Raw genomic sequence first — 24,323 nt, forward strand, 5'->3', positions numbered from 1 at the left:
TTAATCCCTGACGTTTGATAGGCATTGACCCACCGCCTAATCTGTTGAGTATCCTTCATGTTGTATTTTTTAGCTAACGGTTTGTATCCAATCGTATCCGAAAGATATTCTGCGACGACTTTCATTTTGAATTCTAAGCTATATTTAGCCATACAAAGACCCCCTAAAGTTGGATTTTTTGGTCCAACTTTAGGGGGTCAGTACAATATAATCCGTCTTTCTAACTAGGGATTTTTTTACTGTTTCTTAAGTTCGAGCGTGAAGCCATGAATATTCATCGCTTGGGGCTCTAAAGCGGTCATTTCTTGTTTCTCTTCAAGAATACCTGAGGCATTATTTCGGTCAGGCAGACCAGTCCAAGGTTCGATTGCAATTAATTTTGCTGGTTTAGGATAAGGATACCAAACACCTAAATAATTCATTTCATTCGGCTTTACTAAGATTTCTACCCCTTGTGCTCGGTCAGTTAAGCGGACTTGGGTCCGTTTAGAAATCTGAAACACATAGGTATCAATATTAAAATTGGCCTTTTGTACGGGATTAGCTGGTAAATCTTCGTATTTGGCCTTATTGGGTGTCATTAAACCGTGACGGTTGACAGGAATCCTCAAATATTTAGCTTCAGGTACAAAATCTAAATCTAAGTCAGCAAAATCTTCTGTACCTGGATCCATGGCGACATTGAAGGCAGGGTGTCCCCCTAAGGCATAATACAAGGTTTCATTATGAGAGGTATTTAATACCTCATAGGAAACGGTCACATGGTTGTCACTCAGGATATAGGTTACCTGTAAGGAAAAATCAAAAGGATAAATTTCCTTGGTAGCCGCGGAGCTTTTTAAAAAAAAGGAGGCTGAGTTTTCGGTCACACTCTGTGTATAAAACTCCATGTCACGAGCAAAACCATGTTTATTGGGTTTAAAAATTTGGTCTTGATAGGAATAGGTACCTTTTTTTAACTTACCAATAAAGGGAAAAAGAATTGGAGCCTGTCCCTTCCAAATATCAGGATCCCCTTGCCAAAGAAATTCAAAGCCTGATTTATTATCGATAATAGAGGTGATTTCGGCCCCTACTTCTCGGATAGTGATTGTTAGAACTTCATTTTTTAATTCAATCACAAGGCACCTCCTATAAAATATAATGACTTAAGTCTTTATTCTCTGTTATTTTTTCTAAACGCTCGGACACATAATTTGCAGTGATTTCAATCTCTCCCATGGGAGTATCAGCTGCTTCAAATAGTAATTCTTCCAAGACGGTTTCAATAATCGTATGCAAGCGGCGCGCCCCGATATTATCAGTCGTTTCATTCAATTCCACAGCATAATAAGCCATCTTTTCAATGGCATCATCGGTAAAATGGATTTGAACACCCTCGGTAGCTAACATGGCTTGGTATTGCTTAATCAGCGCATTTTTTGGTTGGACTAGGATTTTAACAAAATCATCATGACTCAAGTCGTCCAAGTTAACCCGAATCGGAAACCGGCCTTGTAATTCAGGAATTAGGTCGGAAGGTTTTGCTAAGTGAAAGGCACCTGAACCAACAAACAGAATGTGATCGGTAGAAATAATCCCATATTTAGTTTGAATTTGCGTTCCTTCAACGATAGGCAAAATATCACGTTGCACTCCTTGGCGAGATACTTCACCAGAATTTTGATTTTTAGTGGCAATTTTATCCATCTCATCAATAAAGATTATTCCAGAATCCTGCGCTAAGCTGAGGGCTTTTTGATGAATATTATCCATATTGACCAATTTTTCAGCTTCTTCTTCGGAAAGCAATTTGATTGCTTCCTTCACAGTAACCGTCCGTTCAATTTTCTTCTTGGGTTGTAAGGCGGATAGACTCTCTTGCATTTCCATCATTTGTTCCATTGCAGGATTTAAATTGGTCATTTGCAATTTTTTTTCTTGCATTTTAATGGTTACTTCATGATTATCGAGTTTACCTTCACGAATTTGAGCCCGAATTGCCCTTCTGGAAGAGGCAATTTCTTCAGTGACTACTTCATCATCCTCTGAATCCTCTTGGCCAACCGGTGCAAAATTTTTCATCATTTCCATAAAATCAAAATTACCATTTTGATTCGTTTTCTTCTCGACTTTCTTGCCAGGTCTTAGAGCTTTAGCAATTCGTTCAATTGCTAAATTCTCGGCTTGGTCTTGAACTTTTTCAAATTCTTGGTCTTTAATGATTCGAATGGCATTTTCTACCAAATCACGGACCATCGATTCCACATCCCGACCCACATAGCCAACTTCAGTATATTTAGTTGCTTCTACTTTGACAAAGGGTGCTTGAGCAATGGAGGCCAACCGGCGAGCTATTTCAGTTTTACCGACTCCAGTTGGACCAATCATTAAGATATTTTTAGGCTTAACTTCCTGCCGCATTTCATCATCTAAGCGTAAGCGACGAAGGCGGTTACGTAAAGCGACTGCCACCGAGCGTTTAGCTTGATCTTGGCCAATAATATATTTGTCTAATTCACTGACAACATAACGTGGTGTTAATTGGTTCATAAAGCCCTCCTAAAACGATTCTACTAAAATATTATCATTGGTATATACATCAATCTGACTAGCAATTAGCAGTGCTTCCCTAGCAATCTCTTCTGCTTTAAGATCGGGATTTCCTTGTCTTAGCATGGCCCGCGCCGCTGCTAAGGCATAGTTGCCACCTGATCCAATCGTCAAAACCCCATCATCCGGTTCAATCACCTCACCGGTACCAGATACCATCAATAAATCTTTATTATCCATAACAATTAATAAAGCTTCTAACTTTTGTAAAGACCGGTCTGTCCGCCATTGTTTAGCTACTTCAATGGCTGCACGAACTAATTGTCCTTGGTGGCTTCTTAATTTTTCTTCAAACATTTCCGATAAGGTAATCGCATCAGCAACGCCACCTGCAAAACCTACAACGACCTTATCATCATAGATTCGTCTTAATTTCCGAGCGCCACCCTTCATAATGACAGTTTCACCCATAGTTACCTGACCGTCCCCAGCCATGGCTAATTGATTATCTTTTCTAACAGCACAGATTGTTGTCATTTATAAATCCTCCTTAGTTTGTCGATGTGCACGGGGATGAAGGTGCATATAATTCTCCCGTAGCTTATCTTTAGTAATATGTGTATAAATTTGAGTGGATGATAAGTCAGCGTGGCCTAACATTTCTTGGACACTCCGGAGGTCAGCCCCATTATTAAGTAAGTGAGTCGCAAAAGTATGTCTTAGTTTGTGGGGATGAATTGACAAGTTTAAGGCCCCTTCGCCGACAATCTCATTCAAAATTTGGCTGACCTGACGAGTAGTTAGTGTCTTTCCCTTATTAGATAAGAATACTTGCTTGGCTTGGCCTGTGACATCCAACTTAGGTCTGAGATATTTAATATAATCTTGCATAGTCTGGCTGGCAGAGTCACTCATGGGGACAATGCGTTCTTTGTTACCTTTACCGTGCACCCTGAGAACTTGAGCAAGGAAATCAACCTGACCTAGTTCTAACAAACGACATTCACTAACACGGAGTCCAGAAGCATAGAGCACTTCTAAAATAGCTTGATTACGCAAGGCTAAGGGATGTTCAGACTCAGCAGCTGCTTTTAATAAGGCTTGCATTTCATCTTCATAGAAAAAATCAGGTAAACGTTGTTTTTTCACTTGATAATTGACAAAATCCATCGGGTTCTGATCTAGTTTTGTTTCAACCAGCATAAACTTAAAAAACGATCTGAGGGTTGAAAGTTTACGAGCAATACTTGTCCGGCTTAACCGTTTTTCATTCAAAAAAGCAATAAACAGACGGATATCATAGTAAGAGATACTTTGGACCTGGTCATTACCTGAAGAAGCTAAGAAATGTGCAAATTCTTTCAAATCCCTTTGATAGGCTTGGACAGTTAGGGGTGAATACCGTTTTTCATCTTGAATATATGTAATAAACCGACTGATTTCAGCTTGCATAGAAATTTCCTCCCCCATCACAAGATGCATTATACCATAAGCATACAAAAGTAGAAAAAAGGATGATTAATACATAAGTAACCCCCACTAATATAAAAATCTTAATTAGTGAGGGTGTTTGCTTTATTAATCGATTTATTTTTGTATTTCTTCTTCATAGTCACAATGACTACACTTAACCTGACTACCCTTGCGATTTGATTTTGTTACTAGATAATGGTCACACTTGGGACAAGACCGAGCTAAAGGCTGATCCCAAGAAACAAAATCACATTCAGGATATCGATTACAACCGAAAAAGACACGATTTTTCTTAGATTTACGTTCAACTATTTCGCCTTGATGACATTTAGGACAGGTTACCCCAATCTTTTTAACAATCGCCTCTGTGTGACGACAATCGGGGAAATTTGAACAAGCATAGAATTTACCAAAACGTCCGATTTTAATTACCATCGGATTACCACATTCTGGACAATCAAATCCTGCTGGTTCATCTTTAATCTCAATTTCAGCCATTTCTTCTTCAGCCTTAGATAATTCAGTGTTAAATGGTTGATAGAACTGATCTAGAACTTCAATCCATTCCCGTTTGCCGGCTTCAATATCATCCAAATTTTGTTCCATTTGGGCCGTGAAATCTGAGTTGACAATATCAGGAAAGAATTCTTCCATGGTTGTATTGACAATTTCACCTAGTTCCGTCGGTTCAAAGCGTTTGGCATTCATTTTTACATAATAACGTTTCCGCAAAGTTTCAATCGTAGGAGCATAGGTTGATGGCCGTCCAATTCCCATTTCTTCTAAAGCCTTTACTAAGGAGGCTTCATTAAAACGAGCAGGTGGTTGCGTAAAATGCTGGCTTGGTTCAATCTTGCTTAATTTTACTTGGTCACCAACAACTAGGTCAGGTAAAAGATTATCTTTATCTTTTCCTGGATATAATTTAAGAAAACCATCGAATTTAATCGCAGAGCCATTTGCCCTAAAATCGACCCCATTTTGGCGAATGGTTACCCGGACAGTATCATAAACGGCATGGGCCATTTGACTCGCCATAAAGCGAGCCCAAATTAATGAATAAAGACGGAATTGGTCTTTACTTAAACGTTCTTTAATCGAATCAGGGGTAATGCTAGGATCAGATGGACGAATGGCTTCATGAGCATCCTGAGCCCCTTGTTGGTTGGACCGTTTAACCCCTTTGCCTAAATAGTTTTGACCATAGTTCTGACTGATATAGGAGACAGCAGCTTGGCGAGCTGTATCAGATATCCGAGTTGAGTCGGTACGCATATAGGTAATTAAACCGACGGTTCCACTCTTTAAGGCAATCCCCTCATAGAGTTGTTGGGCAATCATCATAGTTTTACCAGTTCTAAAATTTAAACGGTTTGAGGCTTCTTGTTGTAAGGTTGAAGTGGTGAAAGCCGGATTAGGTCCCCGACGTCTTTCTTTCTTCTCTACCTCACTGACATCAAAAGTTGCTTTTTGATCTAACTTAGCCATAATGTCTTGGCTAGATGCTTCATCATTTAATTTAACTTTTTTACCTTCTAAACCATAAAATTCAGCATCAAAAGTCTTTTTATCTTTTTTGAAACTGGCTGGAATGGTCCAATATTCTTCAGGTTTGAAAATCCGAATTTCTTTCTCGCGGTCAATAATTAATTTTAAAGTAGTCGATTGAACTCGTCCTGCTGAAAGCCCTCTTTTAATTTTTTTCCAGAGTAAAGGAGAAATAGAATAACCTACAATTCTATCTAAGATACGGCGAGCTTGTTGGGCATCCACTAAATCATAATTAATCGTTCGCGGATGCTTAAAAGCTTCTTTAACCGAGTCTTTAGTCACTTCATTAAAGACAACTCTGTTTTTTTCAGCCAAGTCTAGGTTGAGTAAGTGACTTAAATGCCAAGCGATTGCCTCCCCTTCACGGTCCGGGTCAGCTGCTAAGTAGACATTTTCAGCACTTTTAGCAAGTTTCTTTAATTCTTTTACTGTGTCACCCCGGCCACGTATCGTGATATAATGAGGTTCAAACTTGTTTTCTAAATCTACGCCCATTTTGGACTTAGGTAAATCACGTAAGTGTCCTTTAGAAGCGACCACTTTATAATTACGGCCAAGATATTTATCAATCGTTTTGGCCTTGGTTGGTGATTCGACAATGACTAAGTTTTTATATGCCATGTGAATTCACACCCTTTCTTATTCTTGTTAGATAAATCGTACCAATCTTATTCGATAGATTGTATATTGTCAAATAATTTTTTCTTAAACAAGAGGAAATTTAGGATAAAAATAGCTTGAAATCCGGTCTAATTCTTGACTTAAATCCTGTAAATTTATGATCGGGATGGCCCCTATTTTAATTAATTCATTACAGCCTGCTGATTGCTGATCAGTCATTCGGCCAGGAAGAACTAATAATTCCCGGTTGGCTTGTATAGCATAGTTTGCCGTAATTAAACTCCCAGATTTTAACGCGGCTTCAACCACTAAGGTTACGGGACTAATCCCCGCAACTAACCGATTTCGCATAATAAAATGGTGTCGTTTTGCCTTCTGGTCAGGTAAATATTCTGATAATAACAAGTGCTTTTGACCAAGTTGAGCTTGGAATTCTTCATGATTTTTGGGATAGACCTGCTTAAATCCAGTAGCGATAATAGCAATGGTTGACATGGGTCCATAGACCATAGCATGGGCATGACAAATTTGGTCTACTCCTTGCGCCATACCAGAAACAATTTTCCAATTTTTATTTAATATTTTATTTATTAATAAAGGTAGGACGCATTTACCATAATTGGTAACCGACCGTGTTCCTACGATTGAGATTAATCTTTGTTTTAATAGATCACGATAACCTCTAAAAAACACCAAAAGTGGTGGTTGAGCTAATTGCTGCCAAGCATGAGGAAAATCTTCATCTAAAATAAAAAGACTCTGCTGGGATAATTGGTTTAAATGTTCGTAATTAAACTTAGTCCGAATAAAAGGATTAAGCGGTTGATGCCGGAAATTTAAACTAGCATAAATTTCTTGGGCCTCTAGTAGACTCAACTCTTTTTCAAGTAGGTTCAACTTGATTAATTGCTTAAAATAGGCTAATTCTTGATGGTAAGTCCAGCCAGCTTTGCGTAGACATAAAATTTGAAATTTACTATTTATAAACATATTCGTCACCCCTCTGTATATAAATACAGTAAAAGGTGACGAATCCTTTTAGGTATTATTTAATTTTTTGACCATCGATTTGACAGGTTCAAATGAGCGACGGTGGATTGGGCTATAACCGAATTCTTTTAGCCCAGCCAAATGATTTTGAGTCCCGTATCCCTTATTATGTTGGAAATCATAATAGGGAAACTCCAGAGCATATTGGTCCATAATTTGGTCACGGTAAACCTTGGCTATGATTGATGCAGCTGCAATTGATAAGGACTTCTGGTCCCCTTTTATTATAGACCTTTGCGGGATGGAGCTTTCAATTTGCATAGCATCTAACAGAAGATAATCAGGCTGTATAGCTAAATTTGCGACAGCTTTTACCATCATTTGGCGGGTAGCTTGATAGATATTTACTTGATCAATTAATTGAGCAGACCCAATTGCAATACTATAAGCTAAAGCATTTTCCTTAATAATTTCCGCATAGCTTACTCTTTGTTGATGACTTAATTGTTTTGAATCATTGATTCCTATAAAAGCAGCACAATCTTGCGGTAAAATAACCGCGGCCGTAACCACTGGTCCTGCCAAGGGCCCACGCCCTACTTCATCTATCCCAGCAATATACTTAAACGATTGATTTTTCCATAAGTCATTTTCATAGACCAATTTTGCTTGGTGAGCTTCTATTTTAGCTTTTTCTCTTATAAATGCTTTTTCCTTAGCCTTAAGCGCCATTTGAACCCCCTTTCGAGGGTCCTTAGCTAGTATAAGTAATCGGTCATCGTCCGGACTAGATATTTGACTTAACAGGCTTTTTACTTGAGCAACTGTAAACTTACTTATATCAGTCATTCGCTTGGTCTCCAAAAGTTTGTTCTGGAATCCGGTCAAGGGTTATACGGCCCACTTTACCCTTACGGAAATCATTTATTAATCGTTCAGACCCAGCATCATAATCATCCTTAAAGCCCCAATTTTGGCTAAGTGTTAATAATAAATCAACATTGGTTAGTTTAGCCAGGCTATCATTGGATAACTTAGTATAATTACAAAGTGAATCTAAATAATGCTCTCTTAATATAGCTAAAAGTGTCAAGGCCAAATCATCCATATGAAGCAATTTATCCTTAATTGCCCCCGTGAGTGCTAGATTGATTCCAACTTGTTCATCTTCAAACTTCGGCCAAAGAATTCCAGGTGTATCTAACAACTCAAAACTCTTGCCAATTTTCAACCAACGCTGAGCTTTAGTCACACCAGGTTTGTTGCCTGTGATTGCCTGATTTTTCCCAACAAATCGATTAATTAAGGTTGATTTACCCACATTTGGGATTCCTAAGATCATCAGCCGAATAGGTCGAGGTTTAAGCCCTTTTTGAGCTAATTTTTCAAATTCAGGGGCCATTAATTCTTTAATCGCATTCTCTAAGCCTTTAAGTCCTTTATTGTGCTGTGCATCAATACTCAATGCCTTAAACCCTTGTTCTAAATAAGCTTTCACCCAAGCTTGACTCAACTTCGGATCTGCTAAATCGGCTTTATTTAAGACAATTATTCTTTTTTTATCCTGAATCAAGTCTTGTAGAATTGGATTACGACTGGATTCTGGAATCCTCGCATCGACCAACTCGATGACTACATCAATTAACTTTAATTTTTCCGAAACTTCTCGTCTGGCCTTGGCCATATGACCAGGAAACCATTGAATCGTTGCCATGCTTCCACCTCTTTACTTATAAAACTGTGCCTATTATAGCACAGACTCGCACTGGGTTAAATATTCCCACATTATCCAAAGACTTCGGTTAGTTATAGAAACATTATTCAAGCAGACAACACTCATGCAATTTAATAATAAAAAAACCAGCCTAACACGCCTTAATAATCCATAAATTACTAAGAAGAAAGTTAGACTGAGTGTCTAAAGACATGTCTAAATTATAAAGATAGAATAAGAAACTAGTTCTTTTCCTTTAATATCTTAATGGCTTGGTCTAATTGACCATCATGATCTTGTAAATACTCTTGAGCAGCTAAATTAATGGCGGCACTGGTATCCCCGGTAACGATTCCATCTTGGTCTAAATCATGGTCTTTTTGAAAAGCTTTAACTGCTTTCTCGGTATCTTGATCAAACTCATCTTTTTGATTAGCTGAGTAGCCCATCCCATTTAAAATCACATTTAAGTTAGCTACTGAATCAGAATGTCGTCCCAAACTTAATTGATCTTCACCATTCAAGAGAATGGAGGTCTGAATTGGATCAGCCTTAACTTCTTGACTCGGCTCAATTCCCTTTTCATGGATCCATTGACCTGATGGCGTTAGCCACTTGGCGATAGTTAATTTGAGTTCTCCATAATCTCCCTGCGGGATCACTGTTTGGACGGTCCCTTTACCGAAAGTTTTAGACCCTAAAATTTTGGCATCTGTATTTTCTTTGATGGCTGCCGTCAAAATTTCTGAAGCAGAAGCTGAACCGCCATTGACTAATAAGACATATGGTTCTTTAATTTTAAAGTTGCCATACTCCTTATCATTGGCGACGTAAACGGTTGGATTTTCAGTATTGGCTTCTTGAACCTGCATAATCGTATCTTTATCTTTTAGAAACATATTAGAAATTGATAAAGCCTGATCCATTAGTCCACCTGGATTATTTCTTAGGTCAAACACAAATTGTTTTGCCCCTGCTTTTCGAAGTTCTTTTACTTTATCCTGTAATTCTTGAGCAGTTGTGGTATTAAATTGACTAATCTTTACAATTCCTACATTTTTATCGGATTTTGCGATGTCACCTTCAACCGTATAAATTGGAATATCATCCCGTTTTATATCCACTTCAAAGGTTTGCTGATCTCTTTGAATTTTCAAATGAACGGATGTTCCTTTTTTCCCTCGAATAATTTGAACGACTTCATTAGCAGTCATCCCACTTAAATCCTTATCATCAGCTTTTAAAATAATATCTTTCGGTAGTAGCCCTGCTTTTTCAGCGGGAGTATCAGCGATGGGCGTCATAACTACGACTTGGTTATTTTGCACTGTAATTTGTACCCCGATTCCTGAGAAAGAACCAGAAAGATCTTCATTCATATCTTGGGTTTGATCTTGGTCAAGAAATTCAGAATAAGGATCACCCGTTGCTTCAACCATTCCTTTTAAAGCACCTTCAAGTAATTCTTTTTTATCCACATCATTAATATATGAGGTCTGTATTTGATTATAGATAGACTCAATTAGAGCTAGGTCTTCTTCGCTTAATTGATCTTCCTCAGCAACCGTATCTGAAAGTAAATCAGCTAGTCCCTGACTATGCCCTACCTCATACCCTATACCAGTTGTAATTGCAAGACCGGCAATGACGGCCAAGATAATTTCGATAAATTTTTTATTTGATCGCATATTCTTATCCCACATTCCCTAAGCAAATTCTTTAGCAGTTTGTAAAGCAATTTCCATCATTTGAGTAAATGAAGTTTGTCGTTCTTGGGCCGTAGTTTCTTCACCCGTTAAGAGATGATCAGAAACTGTACAAATAGCTAAGGCACGTTTATGGTGTTTGGCAGCAACTGCATACATACCAGCCGCTTCCATTTCAACTCCTAATACTCCATATGCTGCTAATTTTTCCTTATCCATTTCTTGATTATAAAAACGGTCACTCGATAAGACATTTCCTACATGAATATTTTTAGATGGAATCATGGTTAAAGCCTTATGATACAGGGTATCTAAAAGTTTAAAGTCTGCAATCGCAGAATAATGAACTTGACCATCAAAAATATTTCTTAAGATATTCGAATCAGTCGTGGCTCCTTGGCCAATGATAATATCTCTCACTTTAACATCTTTTTGCATACCACCAATGGATCCAATCCGAATAATGGTTTCAACGCCATAAAATTGTATCAATTCTTCTGTATAAATCATGGCAGATGGAATCCCCATCCCAGTACCTTGGACCGAAATTTTTACTCCTTGGTAGGTTCCAGTATATCCAAACATGTTCCGCACGGTATTATATTGTTGAACATCTTCAAGATAGGTCTCCGCAATATATTTAGCTCTAAGCGGATCGCCTGGTAATAAAACAACTTTAGCAATTTGGCCTGCTTGGGCTTCAATATGTGTACTCATTTTTTTCTCCTTAATCTAAATAATCAAATTTATAACGTTGCCACATTTCATCAAAAACCGAAATTAATTTTGAATATTCTAGGCTATGTTCCATATAATTAGAAATTTTTTGAAAGTCCTGACTTTGTTTGGGAAAAGAGCTATCATCATGAATTGCATTCGCTAAACGACTAATTGGATCCTTTGCTTCTTCATTTACAAACCGCATCATAAATTCATAAAAACTGGGTATCATCTTAATCTCACTTTCCTTGTTTTATAATAGATTATACTAAAATGTGACGACTAGCAAATATAAAACAAATAATTATGATTAAACTTGAAGCTTGAACATTTGAGTATATAATAAAATTAAAAAGGAGGTTGTTTTATGAAACAAGAAAGCTTAAAACCTTTCATCATAGTTGAAGTCTTTAATGCCTTGACCCATGGTATTGCAACCCTGCTTAGTATCATAGGCTTAATTGCTTTATTACAAAAAGGAATCCATCTTTCATCACCCACTGCGATTGTTGCTTATTCAATTTATGGCGCTTCCCTGATTCTTCTATTTTTAAGTTCAACCCTCTATCATAGCTTTAAATTTAGCCGGCTCCGTCACCTTTTTCAAAAGTTTGACCACTCCGCCATCTATCTATTAATTGCAGGCACCTACACGCCTTATATTCTCTTAACCATGCGTGGTTGGCCAGCCTACACCTTTTTGGCCTTAATTTGGTTCCTAGCCCTTTCAGGAATAATCTATGAAGTGGCTGCCACAGATCGATTTCCACGACTTTCTACCTTCTTATATCTCCTTTTAGGATGGCTGGGAGTCCTCCTCATTTATCCATTAACCCAAAATTCTCACCTATCCGCAACAATTTGGTTAGGAATCGGCGGCTTAGTTTATTCTATTGGGACTATTTTTTACAGTATGAAAAGTAAACCTTGGATGCATGTTATTTGGCATCTATTTGTTATTGGCGGGGCCGCTTGCATGTATTCTTCAATTCTTTTCTATATCTAGCGATTGATTAAATAATCAGTAAACTTTCTAAAAAATCATTATTTCATAATTCCTTTAATATAATAAAAAGTGGGTCTAGGGCTTTATGCCCCACCCACTCTTTTTGATTTTATAAATACTTATTATTTAATTGACTGCGCAGCTATGATGGCTTCAATGATAGCAGAGCGTAGTCCCTTTGCTTCCAGATTTCGGACGCCTTTTATTGTATCCCCCGCTGGTGAGGTGACTTGATCTTTTAATTGGCCAGGATGAAGACCACTTTCTAAAACCATAGCACCAGCCCCGGCCAAAGCTTGGGCAGCAAAACGAATGGCTTGGTCTCGACCTAAACCAGCATAAACCCCTGCATCTGACATGGCTTCAATAATAATATATAAAAAAGCCGGACTACAACCCGCTAAGGCCGTAAATGCAGGAAATAAGTCTTCAGATAATGCTTCTACTAAGCCAGCATCTTTGAATAAGTCTTCGACCAAATCGCCATAACTTACATGCTCTGGGTGACAATAGGTAATCATGCCTTGACCGACCGCAACGGGAGTATTAGGCATTAACCGAATCCAAGTTTGGGGACTTATTTTAGCTAAATCGTTGAGACTCCAACCCGAAACCACAGATAGCCATAACTTATTAGGATAAGCAGCGATTAAGCTTTCATTTTCTTTGAAGAAATCAACCACTTGTTTGGGTTTAATTGCTAATATAATTAGATCTGCTCGTGAAAGTAAATCCTTGACTGAAACAGGCTCGGCTTGGAGTTCTTGACTTAAGTCATCCAATTTATCTAAGTGACGACGGTTAAACAATAATTCATAATCAGGATGGCCGTGACGAATCACTCTCGCTAAAGCTTGGCCCATATTTCCAACCCCAATAATTCCAATTTTTTTAGTCATTTAACCCACCTTTCCTCTCTTCCTTGTCTAAACGAACCCAAACCTCTATCCGATGACGGTATGGATTTGTCGGTGATTTTTCATAAACTTCTATCTTAACCAACCGCCATAATTTGGGGTCTAAGTTTTTTACATGGGTATCACAGGTGAAGGTTGCTTCAATCACAGTCCGATAGATTACATCCACTTGATCCCAAAACAAGTCAAAAATTTGGGCACCTCCAATAATGTAAATATCTTCTGACTCAGCCAGTGCTAGTATCTCTGGAACGGTATGAAGAACCTGCAAGCCAGCGATATCTTGACCATAGTTTGCTTGTTGGGTCATAACGATAGTTTTGCGACCAGGCAAGAGTCTACAATCCATGGCCTCAAAGGTCTTCCGGCCCATTAACATGGTATGGCCCATCGTTGTGGCTTTGAAAAATTTTAAGTCATTTGGTAAGTGCCAAGGAAGTTTACCCTGAAAACCAATACCGCCTTGTAAATCTTGGGCATAAACAAAATAAATCATCTTGGTAATCACCCTTCTAAACGGTTTGACAAGTCATCGTAACGTTCATAATAATAGAGAAGATCTTCATTCAATTGGTCTAGTTGGGCTTGTAAGTCGACTAAAATACCGACATCGGTGGCATTTATCTGCATCTCAGCTTGCACTGATTCTATTTCTGCTTCAGTAGCCATTATTTTATCCTCTAATCCATCCCATTCTTGTTGCTCTTTGTATGATAAACGTTTCCTTTTACTTTTAGGGTTAGAAGGCACTACCACTGTTGAAGTCACTTTGTTATCTGAATCAGACTTAGCAATTTTGCTGACTTCTGCCTGTTTTTTCTCAGTTAAATAATCAGAATATTTACCAAAATAATAGGTAAAAATACCTTGACCTTGCACCTCTAGTAACTGATCCACAGTTTTGTCTAAGAAATATCGATCATGGGATACAATAATGACAACCCCTTGGAAACTTTCTAAATAATCTTCTAATACCTGCAGGGTTTCGATGTCTAAATCATTGGTCGGTTCATCCAATAGCAAGATATTGGGTTCTTGTATTAATAAGGATAATAAATAAAGACGACGTTTTTCACCACCCGATAAGTACTTAATTTGACTAGAATGCGTCACTGATGGGAAATTAAACCGTTCGAGCAGCTGGCTAACTGAAATGGTTGAGCCATCCTCCCGTTTAAATTGACTGGCAATCTCGGTCATATAATTAATAACCCTTTGGTCACCTGGTAAGTCTTGGTCTAATTGACGATAATAAGCCAAGCGCGTGGTTGAACCACGTTCATAACTTCCGGCCTGAACTGGACGCAATCCGGCCAGTGTATTCAAAATAGTGGATTTACCGATCCCATTTGGCCCCACAATGCCGACGCGATCTTCCTTAACAAAAAATTTAGTAAAATCTGTGAGGATTGGTAATTGGTCTAGCGCAATTGAAACATGGTCTAATTCCATAATTTTCTGACCAATACGTTGCTGGCCAAAATTGAAATCTAGGTCAGCTTGAGCTTGATTGCGTCCTGCAATATCTTCTTTCAGTGTTTCAAACCGATCAATGCGGGCTTGCTGCTTGGTCGTCCGCGCTTTGGCCCCTTTTCGCATCCAAGCTAGTTCTTGTTGGAAGAGACGGTCTTGTTTGGCTTGACTGCGGGCTTGGTCTTGGTCAGCTTTTAATTTCTGATCAAGATATGCTTGGTAGTTTCCTTGATAGCTTGTTAGTTGACCAAATTTTAATTCGATAATTTTATTGACTGATCGCTCGAGGAAATACCGATCATGGGTAATTAAAAGTAAGGCTCCCTTGAAATTGGCTAAATAATTTTCTAACCATTGGATGGAAGCAACATCTAAATGGTTGGTTGGTTCATCCAATAAGAGCAGATCTGCTTGGGCGATTAAGACTTGGGCCAGACCAATTCGTTTTCGCTCGCCCCCTGAACAAGTTGCGAGTGTGCGTTTAAGGTCCGAAATTCCTAATTGGTCTAAAATTGTTTTGGCTTGGACTTCAATATCCCAAATATTTTCCATGGTCATCCGGTCAGAAAGCTTGGAAAAATGCGCTTGAATTTTCTCATCATTTGGGTTGGCCGCTAAATCATATTGAGCTTGTTCATAAGCCAATAAAGTCTGAATTGCTGGAGCTTTTGAATCATAAATCGTCTCTAAGATTGTTTTGTTGGGATCAAAATCAGGATTTTGGTCCAAATAGGCAATACTATATTGGTTAGGATGACTAATCTGACCACTATCATAGGAATCTCTACCAGCGATAACCTTCATTAAGGAGGATTTCCCCGTTCCATTCGGTCCAATTAATCCAATCCTGTCACCAGTTCGAATAGCAAAATCCACTTGGTCAATTAAGGTTTTCGTTCCATAAGTTTTTGAGAGTTTCTCAATCTTTAGTTCTTTCATAAATACTCCTTCAACATTAAGTCAACCGCCAATCAATGGGATCTTTACCATCTGCCACTAAATAATTATTTATCTGACTAAAAGGCTTAGACCCTATGAAACCACGATAAGCAGATAAAGGACTGGGATGAGCCGACTTAATGATATGGTGATGTTTTTTTAAATATTTCTGATAATTTTGTGCTTGGCGTCCCCAGAGAACAAAGACTAAAGGTTCCGCTTTTTCACCTAAGAGCTGAATGATTGCTTTGGTAAATTCTAACCAGCCAACATCTTTCATGGAGTTAGCTTGCCCTTCTTTCACCGTCAGGGATGTGTTAAGTAGTAAGACCCCTTGCTGGGCCCAAGCACTTAAATCCCCATGTTTGACGACAGGTATGCCTAAATCTTGCTGTAGTTCCTGATAAATATTACGTAAGGATGGTGGTAAGGCTTTACCGCGATTGACAGAAAATGCTAGCCCATTCGCTTGATTAGGGCCATGATAGGGGTCTTGACCTAGAATCACTACTTTGACTTGATCAAAATCACAGGCATTCAAAGCTGCATAGATTTGATCTTGATTAGGATAAATCTGCTTGGTTTGGTAGGCCTGAATCACTCGTGCCTCTAAAGCTGTGTAAAAAGGACTATCCAAGATGGATGCTAAGGCTACTTGCCAAGAAGGATTAAGCTTTAGTTTCATCGGCCGCCCACTCCCAATCATTAAATTGCCCTTTATAAAGACTCGCATAAACCTTATCCAAGGCCATTAATTCTTGGTGACTTCCGTCTTCAACAATTCCCTCTTTGGTAACCACTAGAATACGATCTGCATTCCGAATGGTTGCTAAGCGATGGGCAATAATCAAAGTAGTCCGCCCCACGGCTAAATCATCTAGGGATTGTTGAATGTACTGCTCTGTAGCGGTATCCAAAGCCGAAGTGGCTTCATCTAAGATTAATATACTAGGATTCTTCAAGAAAATTCGGGCAATAGATAAACGTTGTTTTTGGCCACCAGATAGCGATGTGCCCCTTTCACCAATTTGGGTATCAATCCCTTGGGGCAAATTAGCTACAACCTCATCTAATTTAGCGGCTTTAATGGCGGCTAAGACCTCAGCTTCACTCGCATCAAGGCGTCCATAAAGGACATTTTCTCGAATGGTCCCATCAAACAAGAAGACATCTTGTTGCACAATCCCAATCTGTTGCCGTAAGGAAGTTAAAGTTAAATCGCGAATATCATATCCATCGACTTGGATTCTACCCTTGTTGACTTCATAAAAACGAGGTAGCAAATTAACCAAGGTTGATTTACCTGCACCTGAAGGTCCAACAAAAGCAATGGTTTGACCTGCTTTAATATCTAAATTAATATTATCCAAGACTTGACGCCCATTCTGATAGGCAAAACCCACTCCTTCATATTGGATATTACCTGTGAGCTTAGGTGCAACAATGGCTCCAGGCCGGTCTTCAATATCTGGCGACTGACTCATTTCTTCTTGGAACCGCTTGAAGCCGGCAATTCCTTTAGGATACACCTCAAGCATGGTGTTGATCCGTTCAATTGGTCGAATAAAGGTATTAGATATTAAAATATAGCCGACCAATTGCCCCACACTTAACTCACCTCTTAAGGTATAGTAGGACCCCGCCACTAAGGCAAATAGATTAATGAGGCGCATAATCATAAAATTAAAAGAAGAAGATAAGGCCATGGCCTGATAGAAAGCAATCTTGTGTTTTTTATACCCTTGAATTAAGCCTTCAAAGACAGTCTGCTCGTGATCTTCATTGGCAAAGGCTTTAACTACCTTCATGCCGGAGATAGCATTTTGCATCCCCGCATTAAAATGTCCTAGATTTCGATTGATTCCTTCATTCACTTTAACCATTTTACGAGAGAAGAAAATAAGCGCGATTAGTAAAACTGGTACTAAAAGAACTGTAATCACTGCTAGTTTAACATGAACTTGGAGCATTAAGAAAAAGGCCCCCACCAGGGTCATCACTGTAATAAAAATATCTTCGGGTCCATGGTGAGCCATTTCAGAAATCTCAAATAAATCAGATGTCACCCGACTCATTAATTCTCCCGTTTTTACTCGGTCAAAATATGCAAAGGATTGTTCTTGATAATGAGCAAATAATTGACGTCGCATATCGGTTTCAATATTAATTCCTAAACGATGTCCTAGGGCCACCACGATATAATTTAATGACATAGAAAAAAGATATAAAGCTAAGAGGAGGACCGCAAACATCAAGACCATCTTTAGGTTGTGGTTAGGTAAAATTTGATCAATCACATAGTTAACCGCTACAGGAAAGAACAAGTCAAATAAAGCCGATAAAACAGCACAGGAGAAGTCAATAATAAATAAGCGTTTATAGGGTTTATAATAAGAAAAAAAATCTTTTAACATGGTGTCATCCCTTCTAATCTTCCTTATTTTATCATAAGCTATAAGTAAAACACAGAAGACTAGTTTGATAGACTACTAATCCTCACGACATAGGTCCGCATAATATGCAGCTGCTTTGACAGCCTTCTGCCAACCTTGATACAATTTTTGCCCCTGAATTTGATCCATATGGGGTTGAAAGACTTGTCCTTGTCCTAGAAGAGCTTTTAATTGGTCTAAACTTTGCCAATAATTGGTGGCAAGGCCCGCTAAATACGCAGCTCCTAGTGCAGTCGTTTCAACCTCTTGGGCTTGGACTAATTCTTTTCCTAAAATATCCGCTTGAAATTGAAGGAGATAATGGTTACTTGCCGCACCCCCATCCACCCGGACTTGTTTAATTTCCATTTTGGCATCGGCTTCCATGGTATCAACCACATCTTTTACTTGATAAGCAATAGCTTGCAGGGTGGCTTTAGCTAAATCGGCCTTATTGGTTCCCCGACTAAGACCTAAAATCATGCCTCTCACATCAGGATTCCAATATGGGGCGCCCAATCCAGTGAAGGCGGGTACCATATAAATTGGGGTTTCCTGGTCGGATGCATCCATAGCTAGCGCTTCGCTTTCAGATGCTTTTGAAAATAAGTTTAAGCCATCCCTTAACCATTGTATGGCAGAACCAGCCACAAAAATAGACCCTTCCAAAGCATAAGTCACTTGGTCACCTAATACGTAAGCTACGGTTGAAAGCAATTGATGATCAGATAGACGGATTTCTTGGCCAGTATTCATGATTATGAAGGCTCCCGTTCCATATGTCGATTTCACCATTCCCTTTTCAAAGGCTAACTGCCCAAACAAAGCCGCTTGTTGATCACCAATCATAGCTGCAATCGGAACCTGATGGTCATGGAAATGATAGGATTGGGCATGGGCATAAATTTCTGAGTTAGATTTTAATTGAGGTAGAATTTTTTTTGGAATATTTAATAAGTGTAAAATTTCGTCATCCCAGTCTAGGGTCTTTAAATTTAACAACATGGTTCTCGAAGCATTGGTATAATCGGTCATATGCACCTGACCATTGGATAACTTCCATAAAAGCCAGGTATCAATCGTCCCAAAGAGTAAGTCTCCTGCTTCAGCTCGCGCTTGGGCACCTGGAACATGATCTAATATCCAGCGGATTTTAGTCGCTGAAAAATATGCATCAGGGATCAATCCTGTCCGTTCCTGAATAAATGAGCCATACCCTTTGTCTAGTAAATCATCCGAGATTGCTGAAGTTTGACGCGATTGCCAAACAATCGCATTATAAATGGGCTGTCCTGTCTTTTGGTCCCAAATAAGACTTGTTTCCCTTTGATTAGTGATGCCAATTGCATGGATTTGTTGTGGATCTAATTGACCATTAATTAAGGCACCTGACATGACTTTTTGCACATTGTTCCATATTTCTTGTGGATCATGTTCCACCCAACCAGCTTGCGGATAATATTGCTTAAATTCTGCTTGGTCACTGGCAATAATCTGGCCTACTTGGTTGACAATAATGGCGCGTGAAGAAGTAGTACCTTGGTCAATGGCCATAATATATTTTTCATACATATATATCTAACCGCCTTTAATTTATACTTGTTTGAACTAAGACTCATTATCTAAAAGTTAATGGTTTTAGCCTCATGGCTCTCTAAGTTTAAGCATAAAATAAAAAATCTGATAACAATGCTCCCCTAGCTATACTTTAGTTAATTTAACTAGAGTTTAACAAGGTCTTGGCATATTATCAGAAATTTTAATTAAAACACAAACGTGGTTTATTTTTTATTTTTACGAGAAGAAATAATTAAGAAAATTCCAGCTAAAACCACTAAGACACCAATAATCCAATAAATTAAATTAGAGCCTTCACCAGTCATTGGTAATAATCCTTGACTATACAAAAATTCCATAGGGCACCTCTTTCTTTTTATATATTCTATTATACACGTTTATACACGTTGCTAACAGGAATACCAAGGCAGTCTATTAATTTATTTATCATCATCCATTTTTAAAACTGCCATAAAAGCTTCTTGCGGGATTTCAACTGAACCAACAGCCTTCATCCGTTTTTTACCTTCTTTTTGTTTCTCTAAAAGTTTCTTACGACGGGAGACATCCCCACCATATAACTTAGCGGTAACATCCTTTCGATAGGCTTTAATTGTTGTTCTAGCAATAATTTTTTGACCGATGGCAGCTTGAACTGGCACTTCGAACATCTGACGTGGAATAATCTCTTTTAATTTAGCGGCAATCGCTTTACCACGTTCATAAGCAAAATCCTTATGAACAATAATTGAAAAGGCATCAACAATCTCACCATTTAATAAAATATCTAATTTCACTAAATTTGATTCCTGATAACCGATCAATTCATAATCTAAGGAGGCATAACCTTTGGTATTTGACTTTAAGGAATCAAAGAAATCAAAGATAATTTCAGCCATAGGTAATTCATAAACGACGTTAACCCGAAACTCATCTAAATAGTCCATAGTGATAAATTTGCCCCGTTTACGCTCACATAAGTCCATCACAGCTCCCACATAATCACTTGGTACCATAATCTGAGCTTTCACGTAAGGTTCCAGTATTTTATCAATTTCGGTATTATCCGGCATTTCAGATGGGTTATCGATTCTCACTTCTTCCCCATCAGTCTTAATAATCCGGTAAATAACAGATGGAGCGGTCATAATTAAGCTAATATTAAATTCACGTTCGAGACGTTCTTGGATTACATCCATATGAAGCAAGCCTAAGAAGCCGGTTCGGAAACCAAACCCTAGTGCTTGAGAGGTTTCAGCTTCAAATTGTAGGGCCGCATCATTCAGTTGTAATTTTTCCAAGGAATCACGGAGATCGTTAAAATCTCCGGAGTCAACTGGATACAAACCTGCATAAACCATCGGATTCATCTTCCGATAACCTTCTAAGGCTTGGTCCGTCGGATTGGAAGCGAGAGTAATAGTATCCCCAACCCGGGTATCTTGGATAGTTTTAATGCTAGCTGTTAGGTAGCCGACATCCCCTACCATCAGATAATCTCGTTGCACTGGATGGGGAGAAAATACCCCTACCTCGTTTACTTCAAAGGTTTTACCGTTGGACATTAATTTAATAGTATCCCCCGGTTTCACCAAACCATCTATCACCCGAATATTTAAAACAACCCCCCGATAAGGGTCATAGGCTGAATCGAAAATCAGGGCTTTAAGTGGGGCCTCTAAGTCTCCGGTAGGTTGGGGAACTTTTTGCACGATTTGTTCAAGGATTTCTTCAATCCCAATTCCCGCCTTAGCAGAGGCAAAAACCGCCTCTGAAGCATCGATACCTATCACGTCTTCAATTTCTACTTGGACACGTTCTGGGTCAGCAGCAGGTAAATCAATTTTATTAATCACGGGTAAAATCTCAAGATCATTATCAATCGCTAAATATACATTGGCTAAGGTTTGAGCTTCAATGCCTTGGGCCGCATCAACGACTAAGATAGCCCCCTCACAGGCCGCCAAAGACCGGGATACCTCATAGGAAAAATCGACATGGCCAGGTGTATCAATTAAGTGGAAAATATACTCTTGACCATCCTTAGCATTATATGTTAATTCAACCGCGTTTAACTTAATCGTAATGCCACGTTCCCGTTCCAAGTCCATTGAATCTAATAATTGATTTTGCATGTCTCGCTCAGCCACCGTCTCAGTTTGTTGTAGAATGCGGTCGGCTAAGGTTGATTTACCATGATCTATATGAGCCACAATAGAGAAATTGCGGATTTTTTTCTGTCTTGCTTTTAAGTCTTGCATATCTATCTTCATACTTATTCTCGCTTTCTCAGGAAAATCTTTAGTATATACTAATCTATCATAACAAATTTATAGCTAAGTCTACAATCTTTTCTTACGATATCGATTGATTAAATCATCAGACCAAGCAGAGTTAACTAAATTATTGAGAAACCGTGTTAAACTTTTTATAAAGTAATTACTTTAACTTAAAGTCAATTAAATGAGAGAAATTTTAAGAAGACATATGTTAAAATAAGGATAAGAATAAGAAATTAAAAAGGAGAATCTCCGTGCAATTAACCAATAAAAAAATCCTCTTAGCAGTGACAGGTGGAATCGCTGCTTATAAGGCTCCCGCCATTGTTTCTTTATTACGTAAACAAGGTGCCCAAGTCAAAGTCATTATGACCCAAGCAGCGCAAGAATTTGTCACGCCACTCACCTTTCAAACTATATCAGGAAACTATGTTTATCAAGATCTTTTTGATAAAAAACCAGCTAGTCCTTTAGTAGAACACATTGAACTAGCAAAATGGGCGGATGTCTTTGTCGTTGCCCCTGCCACTGCCAATACCATTGCCAAATTTGCCTTAGGGATCGCAGATGATTTATTAACCTCAGTTTACTTAGCTCATCGCAGCCCTCTGATTATTGTTCCAGCAATGAATACCTTTATGCTAAACCATCCTGCCACCCAAGAAAATATACAAACATTAAGGAAACGCGGACACCAGGTTCTTGACACCCAAGATGATCTTTTAGCTTGTCAGGACAAGGGGGCTGGCAAAATGCTTGAACCTGAAGATATCGTCGATGCTATTGACACCTGTCTACGACCTAAAGACTTAATCGGTAAACGCTTTACGATTACAGCTGGTCCAACCCAAGAGGCAATCGATCCGGTCCGTTATTTATCCAATTATTCATCAGGTAAAATGGGTTATGCCTTAGCTAATCAAGCAAAAAAACGGGGGGCCCAGGTCACTTTAATCTCAGGCCCCAGCCACTTACCCCGACCTAAAGTCGATCAATTTATCGAAATTAAATCAACCCTCGACCTCTTCGACGCAGTTGAAAAGAACTTTGACCAAATTGACTGTCTGATTAAAGCGGCCGCTCCAGCCGATTTCCGCCCTGCCCAAATAGCCAATCAAAAAATAAAAAAAATTGGCCAAGGCGCTGGTTTAAACCTTGAATTAGTCAAAAATCCTGATGTTGCGCTCCACTTTGGCCAATTAAAGCAAGACCAAATAATTGTTGGTTTTGCTGCAGAATCACAAAATGAACTAGAAAATGGTCGCAAAAAACTAGAGTCTAAAAATTTTGACTTGATCGTCATTAATAATATCAAGCGAGCTGATGCAGGCTTCCAAACTGATAATAATGCCGTCACTCTACTCGACCAAAGTCAAGCAGCTGAAGAACTTCCTTTGATGTCTAAAGAAGATTTAGCCAATATTATTTTAGACCGCGTCAGTGACATGTTCATAACTAAAGCAAATACTAAATAGGTAATTTAAAAAAGGACTGAGCTTTTTCTGCTTAGTCCTGATTTTTACAATAATTTATATACGATTATTGCCTCATTCGATTTTATCTAAATTCTCTTTCAATCTCGTTTTAGTAAACTCAATATTTGCTAGAAAGATAATTAGTCTATGCTATATTTCGCTGATAGATTAAACATAATCCTTCTAAAGTCAATAAAGGATTTATCTCAATCGGATAATCTGACAGGTTAGCGATTAACTCAGCATAATTACCTGTTGCAACTAAATTGGTTTGATCTATAGATAGGTCCATTTCCTTTACAATTGCTTTGATGATATAATCAACCATTCCAATATATCCATTAACAAGCCCAGATTGCATTGCTTGAACTGTATTTTTACCAATTAGATGACGTGGGTGCTTAATTTCTATCTTAGGTAATTTTGAAGTTGAGGCCACCAGACTATCAGCAGTAATTTTAATTCCTGGACTGATTAAGCCGCCAACGTAATCTCCTTTAACATCTATGACATCAAAAGTAAAAGCAGTCCCCATATCCATAACAATTGCTGGTGTACCGTAATTTTCTTTGACTGCCACAGCATTAACTATTCGATCTGCTCCTACTTCTTTAGGATCATCATAACGAATGTTCAATCCTGTTTTAACCCCCGCGCCAACAATCATAGGGGATTGCTTAAAAAATTTTTTACAAACAATCGGCATAGTATCCATAATATTAGGGACCACGGAAGATAAAATAATAGCACTTACTTGATCAACTTCCACAGCTTCACTAGCTAATAATTGTGTAAATAAAAGGCCATATTCATCCACTGTCTTATTTGGATCCATTGAAACACACCAATGGTGAATTAAACTTAGATCTTGGTAAAGCCCTAAATCAATATTTGAATTGCCAATATTAATCGCTAATAACATAGATCAACCCTTCTCT

At 38.5% G+C, this 24,323-nt stretch carries 23 protein-coding genes; 2 read left to right on the forward strand and 21 right to left on the reverse strand.

Annotated elements, in window-relative coordinates; genetic code table 11:
* The 12 genes from G396_RS12050 to G396_RS0100060 all read right to left on the reverse strand — a co-directional run.
* Positions 1-152, reverse strand: a 152-nt coding sequence (locus G396_RS12050) for a helix-turn-helix domain-containing protein (RefSeq protein WP_034907268.1), incomplete at its 3' end; no start/stop codon positions are given.
* Positions 153-236: 84 nt separating this feature from the next.
* Positions 237-1,121: an aldose 1-epimerase family protein gene (locus tag G396_RS09690; RefSeq protein ID WP_051220996.1), complete on the reverse strand. Its 885-nt coding sequence runs from the start codon at positions 1,119-1,121 to the stop codon at positions 237-239.
* Between the two features lie 10 nt (positions 1,122-1,131).
* A complete protein-coding gene (gene hslU / locus G396_RS0100015; RefSeq protein ID WP_006418287.1) occupies positions 1,132-2,532 on the reverse strand; it encodes an ATP-dependent protease ATPase subunit HslU in 1,401 nt (466 codons plus the stop codon).
* Positions 2,533-2,541: 9 nt separating this feature from the next.
* Positions 2,542-3,069 carry an HslVU peptidase proteolytic subunit gene (gene hslV, locus G396_RS0100020; protein ID WP_006418217.1) on the reverse strand — a complete coding sequence of 176 codons (528 nt, stop codon included), beginning with the start codon at positions 3,067-3,069 and terminating at the stop codon, positions 2,542-2,544.
* Complete coding sequence (gene xerC, locus G396_RS0100025) at positions 3,070-3,984, reverse strand: tyrosine recombinase XerC (protein ID WP_028124626.1); 915 nt, start codon at positions 3,982-3,984, stop codon at positions 3,070-3,072. It lies immediately after the preceding gene.
* Between the two features lie 135 nt (positions 3,985-4,119).
* A complete protein-coding gene (gene topA, locus G396_RS0100030) occupies positions 4,120-6,177 on the reverse strand; it encodes a type I DNA topoisomerase (RefSeq protein WP_028124627.1) in 2,058 nt (685 codons plus the stop codon).
* 84 nt (positions 6,178-6,261) lie between these two features.
* Complete coding sequence (gene dprA / locus G396_RS09695; protein ID WP_051220998.1) at positions 6,262-7,167, reverse strand: DNA-processing protein DprA; 906 nt, start codon at positions 7,165-7,167, stop codon at positions 6,262-6,264.
* A 48-nt stretch (positions 7,168-7,215) separates the two neighbouring features.
* On the reverse strand, positions 7,216-8,016 hold the full coding sequence (locus G396_RS0100040; protein ID WP_034907272.1) for a ribonuclease HII: 801 nt from the start codon (positions 8,014-8,016) through the stop codon (positions 7,216-7,218).
* Positions 8,009-8,881 (reverse strand): ribosome biogenesis GTPase YlqF, encoded by an 873-nt coding sequence (gene ylqF, locus G396_RS0100045; protein ID WP_028124629.1) that lies wholly within the window; start codon positions 8,879-8,881, stop codon positions 8,009-8,011. Before ylqF ends, G396_RS0100040 begins: the two co-directional genes overlap by 8 nt.
* Before the next feature lie 242 nt (positions 8,882-9,123).
* The gene (locus tag G396_RS0100050; RefSeq protein ID WP_248623887.1) at positions 9,124-10,569 is read right to left on the reverse strand and encodes a S41 family peptidase; all 1,446 of its coding nucleotides are present in this window, start codon (positions 10,567-10,569) and stop codon (positions 9,124-9,126) included.
* Positions 10,570-10,587: 18 nt separating this feature from the next.
* Positions 10,588-11,304 carry a purine-nucleoside phosphorylase gene (deoD, locus tag G396_RS0100055; RefSeq protein WP_028124631.1) on the reverse strand — a complete coding sequence of 239 codons (717 nt, stop codon included), beginning with the start codon at positions 11,302-11,304 and terminating at the stop codon, positions 10,588-10,590.
* 10 nt (positions 11,305-11,314) lie between these two features.
* Positions 11,315-11,539 (reverse strand): YozE family protein, encoded by a 225-nt coding sequence (locus tag G396_RS0100060; protein ID WP_028124632.1) that lies wholly within the window; start codon positions 11,537-11,539, stop codon positions 11,315-11,317.
* A gap of 135 nt (positions 11,540-11,674) precedes the next feature.
* Here G396_RS0100060 and trhA point away from each other — a divergent pair, with 135 nt between their 5' ends.
* Positions 11,675-12,313, forward strand: a complete 639-nt coding sequence (gene trhA, locus G396_RS0100065) for a PAQR family membrane homeostasis protein TrhA (protein ID WP_006418497.1) — start codon at positions 11,675-11,677, stop codon at positions 12,311-12,313.
* A 122-nt stretch (positions 12,314-12,435) separates the two neighbouring features.
* On the opposite strand, the gene proC is transcribed toward trhA, so the two are convergent.
* The 8 genes from proC to lepA all read right to left on the reverse strand — a co-directional run bounded on the left by proC (position 12,436) and on the right by lepA (position 21,904).
* Positions 12,436-13,212 (reverse strand): pyrroline-5-carboxylate reductase, encoded by a 777-nt coding sequence (gene proC / locus G396_RS0100070; protein WP_028124633.1) that lies wholly within the window; start codon positions 13,210-13,212, stop codon positions 12,436-12,438.
* Complete coding sequence (locus G396_RS0100075; protein ID WP_028124634.1) at positions 13,205-13,726, reverse strand: dihydrofolate reductase; 522 nt, start codon at positions 13,724-13,726, stop codon at positions 13,205-13,207. Before G396_RS0100075 ends, proC begins: the two co-directional genes overlap by 8 nt.
* Before the next feature lie 8 nt (positions 13,727-13,734).
* Positions 13,735-15,642: an ABC-F family ATP-binding cassette domain-containing protein gene (locus G396_RS0100080; protein WP_028124635.1), complete on the reverse strand. Its 1,908-nt coding sequence runs from the start codon at positions 15,640-15,642 to the stop codon at positions 13,735-13,737.
* A 16-nt stretch (positions 15,643-15,658) separates the two neighbouring features.
* Positions 15,659-16,327, reverse strand: coding sequence for a uracil-DNA glycosylase (locus G396_RS0100085; protein ID WP_028124636.1), 669 nt, complete (start codon positions 16,325-16,327; stop codon positions 15,659-15,661).
* Entirely contained in the window at positions 16,311-18,056 is a 1,746-nt protein-coding gene (locus G396_RS0100090; protein ID WP_028124637.1) for an ABC transporter ATP-binding protein, read from the reverse strand. Before G396_RS0100090 ends, G396_RS0100085 begins: the two co-directional genes overlap by 17 nt.
* 75 nt (positions 18,057-18,131) lie before the next feature.
* Entirely contained in the window at positions 18,132-19,646 is a 1,515-nt protein-coding gene (gene glpK, locus G396_RS0100095; protein WP_028124638.1) for a glycerol kinase GlpK, read from the reverse strand.
* Positions 19,647-19,855: 209 nt separating this feature from the next.
* Positions 19,856-19,990 carry an LPXTG cell wall anchor domain-containing protein gene (locus G396_RS11080; RefSeq protein WP_006418309.1) on the reverse strand — a complete coding sequence of 45 codons (135 nt, stop codon included), beginning with the start codon at positions 19,988-19,990 and terminating at the stop codon, positions 19,856-19,858.
* Positions 19,991-20,071: 81 nt separating this feature from the next.
* The gene (gene lepA / locus G396_RS0100105; protein WP_428829634.1) at positions 20,072-21,904 is read right to left on the reverse strand and encodes a translation elongation factor 4; all 1,833 of its coding nucleotides are present in this window, start codon (positions 21,902-21,904) and stop codon (positions 20,072-20,074) included.
* Between the two features lie 260 nt (positions 21,905-22,164).
* Between lepA and coaBC the strand changes: the two genes are divergently transcribed.
* Complete coding sequence (coaBC, locus tag G396_RS0100110; protein ID WP_028124640.1) at positions 22,165-23,385, forward strand: bifunctional phosphopantothenoylcysteine decarboxylase/phosphopantothenate--cysteine ligase CoaBC; 1,221 nt, start codon at positions 22,165-22,167, stop codon at positions 23,383-23,385.
* 145 nt (positions 23,386-23,530) lie between these two features.
* Here coaBC and G396_RS0100115 read toward each other — a convergent pair whose 3' ends face one another.
* Entirely contained in the window at positions 23,531-24,307 is a 777-nt protein-coding gene (locus tag G396_RS0100115) for a type III pantothenate kinase (protein WP_028124641.1), read from the reverse strand.
* Between the last annotated feature and the right edge of the window lie 16 nt (positions 24,308-24,323).

This window comes from Eremococcus coleocola DSM 15696, assembly GCF_000428865.1.
Lineage (GTDB): Bacteria > Bacillota > Bacilli > Lactobacillales > Aerococcaceae > Eremococcus > Eremococcus coleocola.